This window comes from Pseudomonas ovata, assembly GCF_003131185.1.
GTDB classification, from domain to species: domain Bacteria; phylum Pseudomonadota; class Gammaproteobacteria; order Pseudomonadales; family Pseudomonadaceae; genus Aquipseudomonas; species Aquipseudomonas ovata.
On the sequence record NZ_QFFU01000027.1, the window covers coordinates 17757 to 31756 of the forward strand.

The 14000-nt window shown below is 61.6% G+C and carries 13 protein-coding genes; 6 read left to right on the plus strand and 7 right to left on the minus strand.

Annotated features, from left to right (window positions below; genetic code table 11):
- Positions 1–112 precede the first annotated feature (112 nt).
- The gene (locus tag DGA31_RS25275) at positions 113–1324 is read left to right on the plus strand and encodes a sugar transporter (RefSeq protein WP_056841778.1); all 1212 of its coding nucleotides are present in this window, start codon (positions 113–115) and stop codon (positions 1322–1324) included.
- A gap of 141 nt (positions 1325–1465) precedes the next feature.
- On the opposite strand, the gene pcsA is transcribed toward DGA31_RS25275, so the two are convergent.
- Both pcsA and DGA31_RS25285 read right to left on the minus strand, forming a co-directional pair.
- Positions 1466–2185, minus strand: coding sequence for a phosphatidylcholine synthase (gene pcsA, locus DGA31_RS25280; protein ID WP_109514362.1), 720 nt, complete (start codon positions 2183–2185; stop codon positions 1466–1468).
- A gap of 75 nt (positions 2186–2260) precedes the next feature.
- The gene (locus DGA31_RS25285; protein ID WP_109514363.1) at positions 2261–4255 is read right to left on the minus strand and encodes a metallophosphoesterase family protein; all 1995 of its coding nucleotides are present in this window, start codon (positions 4253–4255) and stop codon (positions 2261–2263) included.
- A 211-nt stretch (positions 4256–4466) separates the two neighbouring features.
- On the opposite strand from DGA31_RS25285, the gene DGA31_RS25290 reads away from it, so the two are divergent.
- Positions 4467–6107 carry a methyl-accepting chemotaxis protein gene (locus DGA31_RS25290; protein WP_109514364.1) on the plus strand — a complete coding sequence of 547 codons (1641 nt, stop codon included), beginning with the start codon at positions 4467–4469 and terminating at the stop codon, positions 6105–6107.
- Positions 6108–6152: 45 nt separating this feature from the next.
- Here DGA31_RS25290 and DGA31_RS25295 read toward each other — a convergent pair whose 3' ends face one another.
- Positions 6153–7559: a diguanylate cyclase domain-containing protein gene (locus DGA31_RS25295; protein WP_109514365.1), complete on the minus strand. Its 1407-nt coding sequence runs from the start codon at positions 7557–7559 to the stop codon at positions 6153–6155.
- Between the two features lie 473 nt (positions 7560–8032).
- On the opposite strand from DGA31_RS25295, the gene DGA31_RS25300 reads away from it, so the two are divergent.
- Both DGA31_RS25300 and DGA31_RS25305 read left to right on the plus strand, forming a co-directional pair.
- Positions 8033–9478, plus strand: a complete 1446-nt coding sequence (locus tag DGA31_RS25300) for an ATPase domain-containing protein (RefSeq protein ID WP_109514366.1) — start codon at positions 8033–8035, stop codon at positions 9476–9478.
- A 24-nt stretch (positions 9479–9502) separates the two neighbouring features.
- Positions 9503–9865 carry a response regulator gene (locus tag DGA31_RS25305; protein WP_109514367.1) on the plus strand — a complete coding sequence of 121 codons (363 nt, stop codon included), beginning with the start codon at positions 9503–9505 and terminating at the stop codon, positions 9863–9865.
- A gap of 3 nt (positions 9866–9868) precedes the next feature.
- Here the strand turns inward: DGA31_RS25305 and DGA31_RS25310 are convergent, their stop codons facing one another.
- Both DGA31_RS25310 and DGA31_RS25315 read right to left on the minus strand, forming a co-directional pair.
- Complete coding sequence (locus DGA31_RS25310; protein ID WP_109514368.1) at positions 9869–10390, minus strand: cysteine hydrolase family protein; 522 nt, start codon at positions 10388–10390, stop codon at positions 9869–9871.
- A gap of 208 nt (positions 10391–10598) precedes the next feature.
- The gene (locus DGA31_RS25315; RefSeq protein ID WP_109514369.1) at positions 10599–11345 is read right to left on the minus strand and encodes a class I SAM-dependent methyltransferase; all 747 of its coding nucleotides are present in this window, start codon (positions 11343–11345) and stop codon (positions 10599–10601) included.
- 189 nt (positions 11346–11534) lie between these two features.
- Between DGA31_RS25315 and DGA31_RS25320 the strand changes: the two genes are divergently transcribed.
- A complete protein-coding gene (locus DGA31_RS25320) occupies positions 11535–11972 on the plus strand; it encodes a helix-turn-helix domain-containing protein (RefSeq protein WP_109514370.1) in 438 nt (145 codons plus the stop codon).
- Complete coding sequence (locus DGA31_RS25325) at positions 11969–12160, plus strand: hypothetical protein (protein WP_056841768.1); 192 nt, start codon at positions 11969–11971, stop codon at positions 12158–12160. The genes DGA31_RS25320 and DGA31_RS25325 overlap by 4 nt, the downstream gene beginning before the upstream one ends.
- A gap of 329 nt (positions 12161–12489) precedes the next feature.
- Here DGA31_RS25325 and ycaC read toward each other — a convergent pair whose 3' ends face one another.
- Both ycaC and DGA31_RS25335 read right to left on the minus strand, forming a co-directional pair.
- On the minus strand, positions 12490–13131 hold the full coding sequence (ycaC, locus tag DGA31_RS25330; protein WP_109513803.1) for an isochorismate family cysteine hydrolase YcaC: 642 nt from the start codon (positions 13129–13131) through the stop codon (positions 12490–12492).
- A gap of 134 nt (positions 13132–13265) precedes the next feature.
- A complete protein-coding gene (locus DGA31_RS25335) occupies positions 13266–13772 on the minus strand; it encodes a hypothetical protein (RefSeq protein ID WP_109514371.1) in 507 nt (168 codons plus the stop codon).
- Between the last annotated feature and the right edge of the window lie 228 nt (positions 13773–14000).

Genomic DNA, 14000 nt, shown 5'->3' on the forward strand with positions numbered 1-14000 from the left:
GGTTTTGTATCGTGGTCGGCGGCATCGGCTTTTGCACACCGGTGCCAGGCGCTTTGCAGCGTCTGGCAGTCGACCTTCGGGTCGCAGTCCAACCAGAGGCGTTGCCTACCTGATGAATACCCCTTCGACCGCGCAATCCGGTAGCTGGCTTGGCGTGATTGCGCTGGCGCTGGCAGCCTTTATCTTCAACACCACTGAATTTGTGCCCATCGGCCTGCTGAGCAATATCGGCCAGAGCTTCGACATGAGCACCGCGCAAGTCGGCCTGATGCTGACCATCTATGCCTGGGTGGTGTCGCTGATGTCACTGCCAATGATGCTCATCACCCGCAATATCGAGCGGCGCAAGCTGCTGATTGCCCTGTTCGTGTTGTTCATCCTCAGCCACATGGTCTCGGCCACCGCCAACAGCTTTGGTGTATTGCTGGCCAGCCGGGTCGGCATTGCCTTTGCGCATGCGGTGTTCTGGTCGATCACCGCCTCGCTGGCCGTGCGCATTGCGCCGCCTGGCAAACAGGTCCAGGCGCTGGGCCTGCTGGCGACCGGCACTTCGCTGGCGATGGTGCTGGGCATTCCGCTGGGGCGGATTCTTGGCGAAGCCCTGGGCTGGCGCACCACCTTCATGGCCATTGCCGGGGTCTCGGCCCTGACCCTGCTGATGATCTGGCGCGCGCTGCCGGCACTGCCCAGTCAGAATTCCGGCTCCTTGCGCAGCCTGCCGATGCTGTTCAAGCGGCCACGGCTGATGGTGCTCTATGCACTGACCGCCACGGTGGTGACCGCGCACTTCACCGCCTACACCTACATCGAGCCGTTCGCCCAGAACGTCGCCCGGCTGCCCGGCGAGATGACCACCTTGCTGCTGTTGCTGTTCGGTGGCGCCGGTATTGTCGGCTCGATCATTTTCAGCCTGTTCAGCAGCCGCTACCCCAATGGCCTGCTGATCGGCACCATCAGCGTGCTGGCGCTGTGCCTGATGCTGATGCTGCCCATGTCCGGCAGTGCCGGCGCGATCGGCACGCTGAGCGTGGTGTGGGGCGTGGCGATGATGTGTTTCGGGCTGGTCCAGCAATCGCGGGTACTGACCCTGGCGCCAGACGCCACCGACGTGGCGATGTCGCTGTTCTCGGGAATCTTCAATATCGGTATCGGCGGCGGTGCCCTGTTGGGCAGCGTGGTCAGCAGCCAGCTGGGTGTGGCCAATGTCGGCATCATCGGCGGCATGCTGGCCGTGGCCGGCCTGCTGCTGTGCTGCCTGGCCACCTACCACTTCGGCAAGCAAGACGCAGGAGCGGCTTCAGCTACGAACCTGCGCGATGCCTGAATGCTGGTAGGAGCCCGCTTGGCGTGTGCCGCACTTGGACGACCGGCTGCGTAGCAGTCGTAAAATTGCAGCGTTTCACAGATTTCTGCGAGCGCTTCGCACTCGGTCGTCCGAGTGCGGCCCGAAGTCGGTCCTGCAGGCTCAGCCCTTGAGCCGGCCCAGCCATTCCAGCGATGTGCGCCAGATGCAGATCCCCAGGAAATACGCCGACATCAGCGCCCAGACCCCCAGCACCAGCGGGCTTTCATGAGGGTGGCTGACAATCAGCCAGCCACTGCTGACCAGCCACACGGTGGTCACGGCAATGTTGATCGGCATGAAGCGACGCACGCGAAACGGATGCAGGAACTTCATGCGCGTCAATGTCAGCAGGGCCAGGCCGACGATGGTCAGGAAGCTCATCCACGGCGACGGTGAGAGAATGAACATACACAGCGCCACCACGTTCCACGCAGCCGGAAAGCCCTGGAAATAGTTGTCCTTGCTCTTCATGTCGACGTTGCAGAAACAGAACAGCGACGACACCAGGATCGTCGAGATGCTCAGCAGCAGCGTGTAGTCCGGCAAGGGAATGTAGCGATAGATGAACAGCGCCGGAATGAACACATAGGTCAGGTAGTCGATCACCAGGTCCAGCGTCGAGCCGTCGAAATGCGGCAGCACCGAATGGGTGTTGACCTTGCGCGCCAGCGAGCCGTCCACGCCGTCGACGATCAGGGCGATGCCCAGCCAGAGCAGGCAGGCCTTGGGTTGGTTTTCGAACAGGGCGATGGTGGCCAGAAAGGCCAGGACCACGCCAGTAGCAGTAAAACCGTGGGCGCCCCAGGCATTGAGCCTGGCGATACGTGGATGCGATAGCACGGGGGTGGTCTCCAGAAACGGTGCCAGAAATCCTGGCCAGTCAGCAGTTATCGACCGGGCAAGGGGCCATAAGGTTCAGCGATGGGGTTGCCCGGATGCGTTTGACCATTGGCCATCCGGGCTTTCCCGGTCTTGCTCCAGCTCCACGAAACGGGTCGGTGGCATGCCATTGGCATTGAGCTGGTAGATTCTGGTCGGCTGCCCCGTGGTGTCGAAGAACACCTGGCCGAGCCCGGCCGAGTTCCACAACCGCTCACCGGCCTTGCTGTGCTCGGGCACCCGCGGGATCACCTTCATCAGGCGGCGCTTGGTGAACCAGTTCAGCGGTGAACGCGGAGAGTATAGCCAGCGGTTGAGGCGGTCAAAGGTATCGAGCAGGCGCCTTGGAAATTCGTTCTTGATGCCGCTGCTGGTGATCTGCCAGATGTGCGGCGTGCCCTTGCGTTCGCGGATCAGCACTTCGTAGACGAACGAATAATGCACGTCCCCCGACAGGATCACGTAATTGCCCGGCGTGCGCGAATGGCGAAAGATATTCAGGATCGCCGGTGCCGCCCCGCGATGCGCCATCCAGTTCTCGGCGTCCACCAGCAAGGGATAGCCGCACCAACTGAACACCCGCTGGATGGCCTCGATCAGCTTGACGCCGAACACCGGTGCCGGCGATACGATAATGGCGCTCTTGTGGTCGAGCAGTTCCTGTTGCAGCTCGCACAAGGCTTCCCAGTCCATCAGCCCCGACGGCTGGCTCAGATTGAACTCGCTGCGCCAGCGCCGGGTACGGGTGTCGAGCACCACCAGCGCAGGCTCGGTCGGCATCACATAGTGCCAGCGCTCGAAACGCAGCAGATCATTGATCAAGGCATCCAGCGCCGCGCTGTCGAGCAGGCCACCGTTGTCGACGGCATCACGGCTCAAGGTCTGTAGCTGTTGCAGCGGCTCGTCGAAGGCGTCGGGGTTGTTGCCCCAGCCCTGGCACAACAGGTAGGCCACCAGCGCATTGCCGATGATGCGCCGCGAGAACGGATGCCCGTAGGCGGTTTCTTCCCAGCTGGCCGACAGGTTCCAGTCGTCGGTCACATCATGGTCGTCGAAGATCATCAGGCATTGCAGGTGCGCCATGACCCGTGCCACATCGCCCAGGTTGTCGCGAAAGGCATCAATGACCTCCTGCTCCTGGACGTAGCACGTGTGTTCGTCAGGCGTCAGCTCAGGCAGGTCCGGGTCGATCAGCGTCCAGGGCACCGGCGACCAGACCAGCAGGTACATGGCCATGATCTCGCCCAGGGTCACCAGGTGATTGCCGGCATTGCTGCTGGTGAACACCGGTTTGCTGACGCCGCCAAAGAACCGGTCGCGCAGGGTCTCGTTGCTCTTGAGCGCCGGCAGCAGCTCGGCGCGCTCGTAATAACTGGCCTCGTGGGCGTAGAGCGCGACGCTGTCTTCGACGATCGCGCCATCAAGCTTTTCATCGAACAGCCCCAGGCGTTCGATCAGCGCATGGATGGCCCTCAGCGTAGGGCCTGCGACGTCATCGGCATACACCTGGTCGCCGCTCATCATCAACAGGGCCGGGCGCTGCGAGGGGATGGGCGTCTCGGCCAGCAGCCGGTCAGCGCACAGCAGACCATCCAGAGAAGGATGGTGCGGCTTGCGGCAAGAGCCATGCAACATATGGTCGATGCGGCTGCGAATCACGAAGTTGGGCAGTTTCGCGCCGGCATACAACAGGTGCGGTGCCCAGTCGGTGATCGATGGCCGAGCATCGTCGGTCAGCAGGTCGTAGTCGATCTGCGTGTCGCAGGGCAACGGCGTGTCCAGCGTCAGGTCGATCAGGTGCACGAATGCATGCTGGCCGACGGCAATGACCTTGCAGCGGTCGCCGTCCAGCGCATGGTCAAGCTGCTGCACCTGGCCCTGGGCATCGGTGTAGGTCAGGCGCAAGGTCAGGTCGATGCTGCGTGAGCCCGCCAGCCAGAACACCAGGCGTCCGCTTTCCTGACGACGCAGGATAGGGCCGGCCAGGACGGTTGGCAGGGCAGGGCTTGAAGGACTGGGCGTGGCGGACATCCGGTTGTGGTCTCGGGTGTTCAAGGCCCGCGATCTTAACCCGAGTGGTGTGAAAATTTCCTAGGCGATTGTGGGCGCAACGATCCGATTACGTGAAAATTCTATAAAAATTTCCGAATGGCCTGTATTCCGCGCCATGGCAGCCGATAAGGCCATTACCGCTTTTAACCCCAAGCGCATTTACCTACGCCGGTCTTTGAAGGATTCAAGCATGAACTGGTTTTACAACGCCAAACTCTCGACCAAGCTCCTCATATCCTTTGCGCTGTGCGCATTCATTACGCTGGCTGTGGGGCTGATCGGCAGTCGCGGTATCAGTGAGCTTTCCTCAAGCCTCAAGCAGGTGTTCGCCAACAACCTGGTGTCGGTCAGCAAGACCAACGAGACCAAGACCAGCACCGTGGCGCAGAACCGCGACCTGTATCGCCTGCTGTCGGCCGTGGCCGTCAATGCCCCGCCGGCCGATCGCGAGCGCATCATCACGCGTCTGCGTGATAACCGCGCCTCGGCCGAAAAAGCGTTTGCCCAGTACCGCATTACACCGCTGGCCGACGACGAGCGTGCGGCTGCCGCCAAGATGGAAGTGGACTGGCCGGCGTATCAGGCCATGATCGACCGTGCCCTGAACCTGGTGTCCAGTGGTGACCTTAATGCTGCACGGGCACTGATCGACGGCGAAGTGCTCCAGGCGTTCACGCGCATCAGCGATGAGCTGACCCTCATGGTCGACTCCAACAACCGCCAGGCCAGTGAAGGTGCCGCAGACGCCGAGGCGCAGGAAACGGCGGCCAAGCGCAACCTGTACATCGGCATCGCCGTGGCCTTCCTGGCCGCCTTTGGCCTTGGCATGTTCATCAGCCGCCTGATCAGCACGCCGATCGCCACCGCGGTGGCCAGCGCCCAGCGCGTGGCCAGCGGTGACCTGACCCAGCCGATCACCAGCACCCGTCTCGACGAAGCCGGTCAGTTGCTGACGGCGCTGGGCAGCATGCAGAGCGGCCTGAAAGGCACCATCCAGCAGATCGCCAGTGCTGCTGACCAACTGGCCTCTGCCGCCGAAGAGCTCAATGCCGTCACCGAAGAAAGCAGCCGTGGCCTGACCCGCCAGAACGACGAAATCCAGCTGGCGGCCACTGCCGTGAACGAGATGACGGCGGCCGTCGAAGAAGTGGCCCGCAATGCCATCTCCACCTCTGACGCCTCCAGGGTCACCAGCGCCGAAGCGGCCAGTGGTCGTGATCAGGCCCGAGAGGCGGTCAAGGCCATCGATACGGTCAGCAACGAGATTTCCAGCTCCACCGTTCAGGTCGAAGAACTGGCCGGTCAGGTGCGTGAGATCGGCAAGGTGCTGGACGTGATTCGCGGCATTGCCGAGCAGACCAACCTGCTGGCCCTCAACGCCGCCATCGAAGCGGCCCGTGCCGGCGAGCAAGGCCGTGGTTTTGCCGTGGTCGCCGATGAGGTCCGTGCCCTGGCGGCCCGTACCCAGGCGTCCACCGGCGAGATCGAAGCCATGATCAGCTCGGTGCAGAGCAGTGCCGACCAGGCCGTGCGGGCCATGGGCAACAGCCGCAGCCTGGCCAGCGACACCCAGTCCCTGGCCCAGGCCACCGGTCAGTCCCTGGAACGCATCGCGCACAGCATCGCGCAGATCAACGACCGCAACATGCTGATCGCCACCGCTTCCGAAGAGCAGGCCCACGTCGCCCGTGAAGTGGACCGTAACCTGGTCAATATCCAGGACCTCTCGACCCAGACCGCCGCCGGTGCCAACCAGACCAGCGCCTCCAGCCAGGAACTGTCACGCCTGGCCGTGTCGTTCAACGGGCTGGTGAGCCAGTTCCGCCTGTAGGCGTGACCGGGGCGGCGTTATATCCGGTTACCGGACAGACGCCGCCTAGCCCTCCTGACGGGTTTCCATCGCCACCCTGTAAACCCGCCAGGTACAGCGCCCCGCCGATTTTGCCTGGTACAACGCCGTATCGCTCATGCGTAACAGCTCAAGGGCGCTGCTGGCGTGCTGCGGCGCCAGAGCGATGCCAATGCTGGTACCCAGCCTCACGTTGCCGGTGGGCAGCTCGACAGGGGCGCGCAGGGCGTCGATGATCTGTGCACAGAGGCGCTCAATGTCCGGCAAGCCGGGTGCGTCCGGCCAGACCATGATGAACTCGTCGCCACCGAAGCGCGCCATCATGCCGTGTGCCGGCGTCATGTCGCGCAGTCGCTGTGCCACGTCTTGTAATACCCGGTCGCCTGCGGCGTGGCCCAGCGCATCATTGATCGGCTTGAAACCGTCCAGGTCCAGACTCAGTACCGCCAGCCGTTGCAGGCCATCACGCTCCAGGTGGCGGGTCAGGAACTGATCGAGCTGGTAGCGGTTGGGCAATCCGGTCAGAAAGTCATGCTGCGACAAGTGCCGGATTTCAGCGAACTGCGCCTCCAATTGGCGCGCCGACGCCATGGCATGGCGCACCAGCACCGTCAGGACCCCGATCAGCGCCAGGACGCCAGCGATGAACACCGGCAGTGTCTGGCCAAGCAAATGCATGCCGGGGGTCGGCGGTGTCCAGTTCAGATGAATGTCCGAATCCAGCAACCGCATCGATTGCAGGCGGGGCAGCGGCCGTGGCGACACCGTCAGCTCTGGCAGGCCATAGGTTTCGCTCAGACGTTCCAGTTTGTCCTGGCTCAGGACCGAGACCAGAATCATGACCGAGGCCGGGCCGGGCGTTCTTTGCAGGGCCGGATCCCAGCCTGGTGTAATGGCCGAGGCGGCTGCCAGCGCCGCCACCCCCCCGACCCTGAACGCCTGCACGACGCTGGTATCGTTGCGGTCGGCCTCACGCGCGGCCACCAACAGGGCGTGCAGGTCACCTTGCAGCCAGTCGCCGGCCTGCACGCTGGCGGCCTTGCCGTCGATCACCGTGTACACCGTGCGGTCCTGGGCATTGACCACGAACACGCCGTTATAGCCATATAGCTCGTAGGGAATGTCGCCGACATTGCGTTGCTCGTCGGCCCAGACCTTGTCCACCTCCAGGTGCAGGTTTTTGTAGGCCTCGCCCCATTTGCTGTAGTTGATGATATTCAGGCCCACTTCGTTGCGCACCTGCTCCACCGTACGGGCAATGAACATGCGCGAGCGTTGCTGCACGTCGGCGTCCTGGCTCAGGGCGGTCTTTACCAACAGGTAGCAGCCCAGCACGATCAGCAGCGACAAGGCCATGATCGCCGGGAGCAGGCGCCAGATCAGCGGGTGGCTGTGACGCAGCGCGAACCATCGAGCCAGAATGGGTTTGAGCATGAGGACACCTGAAAGACAATGACAAACATCGGCAGGACTCCTTTCCTTGCAGGTTCTTTAATCGGCCTTGAATGAAAAAAATTGATAGCGATGAGCTATCATAATCGCCTGACTGCAGAGGGACCACCCGTTATCATGCGGCTTTTTGCCGTCAATCGAATGTCAGCGATCTTCATGCAGAACAGGTTATTCCAACGACTGTCTGAATTATTGGATCCTATCTTTGCTGTCCAGGTCATGGGCCGGTGCCATTGGGCCGAAACTTAGTTCTTCTCCTGCTGTTCTATTATGTTGCCTGTCCAAGCATTGCTTAACATCGTCATTGTCCAGACGACAACCTGCCATGATCGTGCAGGCGGTTCATCAAATGTCGATCAGGCTTGAGAAGCACTGGTAACAAGGCCAGAATGCGCATTTTGTGCGTGCGGCGAATTACCGTTTTTACGCAGCCGAATCCCGGGGGAAATGTAATCTTGAACCAGCTAAAACGCCTTCAGAGCGGAGTCGAAGGACTTGACGAGCTGCTGAAGGGAGGGTTCGTTTCAGGATCCTCCTACATCATTCAAGGGCGCCCTGGCTCGGGTAAAACCATTCTGGCCAACCAGATCGGTTTCAATCATGTACGCGATGGTGGTCGCGTGTTGTTCGCCACGCTGCTGGCCGAACCCCACGAGCGACTGTTTCAGTTTCTCTCGACACTGAGCTTTTTCGACAAGACCCGCATCGGTGAAGAGATCCAGTTCATCAGCGCGTTCGACACCATGGAAAACGAAGGACTCGATGAAGTGGTCAAGCTGCTGCGCCGGGAAATTTCCCGCCAGAAGTCCACGGTCATGATTCTCGACGGGCTGCTCAATGCCCGCTCCAAGGCTGATTCGCCCCTCAACACCAAGCGCTTTATCTCCGAACTGCAAGGCCATGCCGCCTTTGCCGGTTGCACCGTATTTTTCCTGACCAGCTCCCAGCTCGACGACGGCAGTCCGGAACACACCATGGTCGACGGTGTGCTGGAACTGGGCGAAGAACAGGTCGGTGCCCGCCAGATGCGTCGCATCCGCATGCGCAAGACCCGTGGCAGCGCCGCGCTGGCGGGCGATCATGAGTGCGAGATCACCGATGACGGCCTGGTCATCTATCCGCGCCTGGAAAGCACCATTACCCATTCGGCCATGCGCGACAGTGCTGAAATTTCGCTTATCCCCAGCGGCATTGCCTCGCTCGACCCCTTCATCAGCGGCGGCCTGATGTCGTCCTCGGTGTCGCTGATCATGGGGCCGTCCGGTTCGGGCAAGACGTCGTTCGGAATCAATTTTCTTTCCGAGTCGACAGCCGAAGAGCCAGGGCTGTATTTCGGCTTCTACGAATCCCCCCAGCGCTTGCGTTTGAAAGCCAAGGCCTTGGGGCGTGATTTCGAAGCGCTGGAAGAGTCCGGTGCGTTGACCCTGGTATGGCGCTCGATCGCCACCGAGAAGGTCGACAAGCTGGCGCTTGAATTACTGCGCCTGGTCGAGCAGAAGTCCATCAAGCGGGTGTTCATCGACAGCCTCGGTGGCATGGCCAGAACAGCCGCCGACAAATCGCGGCTCCTTGATCTGTATACGGCCCTGATGAGCGAGCTGCGCAGCCGAAATGTCACGGTCCTGGCTTCCTGGGAGGTACGCAGCATTCTGGGCGAGGTCATCGATGCACCGGCTTCCGACCTGTCCGGCATCGTCGATAACCTGCTGCTGGTCCGATTCGCAGAGACAGAGGCTGAACTTAAGCGGCACCTGTCCATCCTTAAAGTCAGGGACAGTAATTATGATCCTGCCCTTCTAGAGCTCGTGATAGATCATCAGGGCGTAGGCGTTCGTAAGGCTTTTTCTCATGTATCTGACGACGAAAGTAGCGCAATTGCTCGACCGTCATCTCGCTCATGACTTATCGGGTGGGGTGGGCTTGATATGAGCACGATTTTAATCGTCGATGATGAATATCTGATTGCCGAGATCCTCAGCTTTGCGCTGGAGGATGAAGGCTACCTCACCGTTACGGCCGGCAGTGGCTCCCGGGCATTGACCATCCTGGACCGGGAGCGGCCTCATCTGATCATTACCGATTACATGATGCCGGGAATGAACGGCATCGAGTTTGCGGAAGCGGCACGGTGCAACAAGCAGTTCGAGACCGTGCCGATCATCCTGATGAGCGGCGCCCAGGCACACCTGGGGGTCTCGCGTCCCGACCTGTTTGCAGCCGTCTATGAAAAGCCGTTCGACATCGGACTGATGGTCCAGAACGTCAAGCGGCTGCTCGGCGGGCTTTAGGCTTCAGGCAAACTGCCAGTCATCGGCAGGCATCACCCGGCAGAACGCCCCGCTCAGGGTCGCATTGTGATGGGCAACGATGTGCCCGGCATTCAGGACCGGGGTGTCCGAGCAGCTGTGACCGTCCTCGATCAACACCGCGTCCAGGCCCAGATCCCTGGCGGCACGGCATGTGCTGTCGACGCAATACTGGGTTTTCAGGCCCGCAATCACCACCCCCTGCAGCTCCTGCGCCTTGAGCCACGCCATCAGGCCGGTGCCGGCAAAGGCATTGGGGCGCGTCTTCTCGAATACCGTTTCATCACCGTGCACATGCAACCCATCGATCAACCGCGTCAGCGCGCTGCCCGGTTCGATGGGCGAGCCGGGTGGGCCGACATGCCGGGCCAGGAATACCGGTGCGCCGGCCATGTGTGCCTTGTCCAGCAGGCGGTTGATGGTGGCCAGTAACTGCTCGCCGCGCCAGATCGGCTCCGGGCCATGAAACAGGCCGGCCTGCATATCCAGAATCAATAGTGCGTGCATGTCGCGTTTCCTTGCTTGAAAGCCGGCGACGCGCAGCCACAAAAAAGGCCCCGTCATCGCTGGCGGGGCCTTGGGGGAATCGTGCTGTTATCGACTCACGACGCCGCACCCGACCCGCCTGTGGCGGTCGTGCTGGTGAGGGTCGAGGTCAGCGATAACAAGGTCATGGCATCGAGATTACCGCGCCGGATGCGCACTGGCAAATGGCTTATGGCCCGATTGTGCCCACGCGCATCTTGATCGGCCAGACCACCGTGCGCCTGTCGCCAGGGTTACCCCAGTGTGCCGAAAGGTCTTCGGCAAAGCGTTGCAACACCGCTTCCTGCCCCGCTTCGCGCGCCTGACGCACCGCCGACCAGGTCGAGACATAACCGAGGAAGGCTGGCAGGTCCCATTCCAGGCGAATCTGCAAAGGCGGGACCGGCAAGGGCTCGAACGGAAATGCCAGCGTGGCGTAGCCTTTGTCTACCAGGGCACGTCCGGCTGGCCAGAACGGACCGATTTCTTGCCAGTAGAACCGTTGGAAGCGTTCATCCAGCTCTGCATCCAGATTCAAGACGCCATAGCAGATCAACGCCAGCACCGCACCAGGTGCCGCAATGCGCCGGGCCTCGGCATAGAACGCCGGCAGGTCGAACCAGTGCGCGGCCTGGGCGGCGGTGATCAGGCTGGCACAACCTTCAGCGACCGGCAGGCATTCGGCCGGCGCGCACTGGTAGGCCACGTTGCTGCGGGCACTGCTCTGCGCAATCTGGCTGGCGCTGGGATCAAACCCCAGCACCTGGGTGAAATGCGCGGCCAGTGGCTCGGTAAGTTGCCCGTTGCCGCAGCCGACATCCACCGCCAGGGCCGTGTCAGGCGCAATCGACGCCAGCCAGGCGGACAGCTCGGGTGGGTACTCGGGACGAAACTGCGCGTAGGCTTGCCCGCCCTGGTCGAACCAGTTTCTGGTCATCGTTGGTCTCCTCTGTCTGCAAGGTTGGCCCATGGACGCTCAGCGCCAGTCGAAAGAGTGTAAAGCGTGCAGATGGCCAGGCCGATACCTTGTTCGGGATCTCTTCGCAAATGTTCTGTCGGATTGACCCGAAAACGATTTGGGGTCAGCCTGTGTGTTCAAGTGAACTTGAGGTGAAGGGGCAGGGCGATGGATATTTCCGAGGTGGTCAAACGATCGGGGCTGCCCGCTTCGACACTGCGTTTCTACGAAGAAAAGGGCCTGATCGCCTCGCTCGGGCAGCAGGGCGAACGGCGCCGGTTTGCGCCACAGGTGCTGGAGCAACTGGCGCTGATCGGCCTGGGCCAGTCGGCCGGGTTCAGCCTGGATGAAATCGGCTTGATGTTCACGGCCAATGGCCAGATGAACATCGACCGGCAAGCCTTGCTGGCCAAGGCCGATGAGCTGGACGCCACCATTCGCACGCTCAAGGCCATGAGCAACGGCTTGCGCCATGCGGCGGTGTGCCCGGCCCCGGACCATGCCCAGTGTCCTACGTTTCAGCGGTTGCTCAAGGCCGCTGCACAAGGCACCCCGACACGCCGCTCGCGCCCGAACCACCTCAAGACCGGAAGAGGGCGTCCATGAGCGGCGACATTGGTGATCTGGGCGATGGCCTGCTTGACCTGCTCGACATCGGCCCCTCCCGATCAAATCCCAACCGGCCGCTCTGGCGTCGTGTCTGCAGCTTTATCTGGCGCCTGACCTGGCTGGTGCTGTTGCTGGTCATAGGCGTGGCGCTGATCTTTGCCATCGCCAGTTGGTTGCTGGAATAAACGTTGGCCTCCATGCCCCGCCATCCCCCAGCCAGCACTGCATCTGCGCAGGAGATCATCCTGTGCCACTGGCACAGCGCTTTCGCTCAGCAAGCATGGACCCGGTAGGAGCGCGTTTGCCGGAATGCCGGACCACCGCGACCGAGTGCGCAGCGCTCGCAAAAATCTCGAAAACGCTGAAAGTTTACGACTGCTAACATGGACCCGGTAGGAGCGCGCTTGCCCGCGACCGAGTGCGCAGCGCTCGCAGAAATAGATGAAACGCCACAATTTTACGACTGCTACGCAGCCGGTCGCGGGCAAGCGCGCTCCTACACCGGGCCGCCCGCTTAACGTGCGGTCAGCGCCGCGTAGCCATTCATCAGGTTGCGGTAGTTCGGAATCCGCTGCGACAGCAGGTTGCCAAGGCCTTCAATGTCGTTGCGCCAGTCGCGGTGCAGCTCGCAAGCCACCGAGAACCAGTTCATCAGTTGCGCGCCGGCCTGGCTCATGCGGTTCCACGCGGCCTGCTGCACGGTTTCGTTGAAGGTGCCCGAGGCATCGGTGACCACGAACACTTCAAAGCCTTCAGCCAGCGCCGACAGGGTCGGGAAGGCTACGCAGACATCGGTGACCACACCGGCAATGATGATCTGCTTGCGGCCGGTGGCCTTGATTGCCTTGACGAAGTCTTCGTTGTCCCAGGCATTGATCTGGCCAGGGCGGGCGATGTACGGCGCGTCCGGGAACATCTCTTTCAACTCTGGCACCAGCGGGCCATTGGGGCCTTGCTCGAAGCTGGTGGTGAGGATGGTCGGCAGCTCGAAGAACTTGGCCAGGTCGGCCAGGGCCAGCACGTTGTTCTTGAACTCGTTGGGCGAGAAGTCCTGCACCAGTGAGATCAGGCCGGTCTGGTGGTCGACCAGCAGTACGATGGCATCGTCCTTGTTCAGGCGGCTGTAGGTTGGGGCGTTGGTGGCTTGAGTGGTCATGGCGTAGATCCTTTATCTGAGAGTTTTGAGGTTCGGTAATCAGGGGTATCGCTCAACATGGGTACAGATTAATGGCTTGCTGTGAGCGGATAAATCGGCTGAAACGGGTTTTACTGTCCATCCAAAGTGGACAATCAGGTCGGGCCCTTGGCGAGCTGTTCGCGTATCTGTGCCACTGTCCTGCCGCGTGTATCCACGTTCATGCCGGGTGCCTGCAACAGGCCAATCTCCTCATCGGTCAAGCCAAGGTCGCGCATGTCCTGCTGCCACTGCTGCAAGCGCCTGGGCGCGGTCTGCCGGGCGTTCGGCCCCCTGGCCTGCAGGCAGATCTTGCACCTGTCGTCAGGAAGCGGCTTGCTCACCCAAGTGCCCGGTCGCCGGTATTCATAGCGGCCGCATTCGCAGCGGCACAGCCACACCGTGCCCTTGCCCGAACGACTGGCGCGGACCCAGGCGATGGCCGTCATTTTCCCGCGTCGCTTGCCGGTGTGATCGACCGCCTGCACGGGGCGCGGCGACAGGTCGGGCAGATGATCGAACGTTCTGGAGTCGCTCGCATGACGATGAGTGTCCTGACCCTGAATGGCTTTTTTCGGGCAAGCCGATCCCGTGGGCGCCACGGCGCCGTTTTGCTGTTTCATGATGGTTTCCACCCGGCCTGTGGCCCTGGAATGCTGTGCACCCTCGCGACGGCGCCAATGGCCTGCGCGATCATTTATTGATTCAGAAGATGATGTGCTTACGTGGGAGGAGGCATGCTTGCAGGCATGGCAAGGGTGGCCATGTCGTGATGGGGGAAGGGCAGGGATGAAGTGAGGGTTTGCATGGTTGTAGTTCCCAAGTCATAAGAACCACCGCTGTCTGCCGCC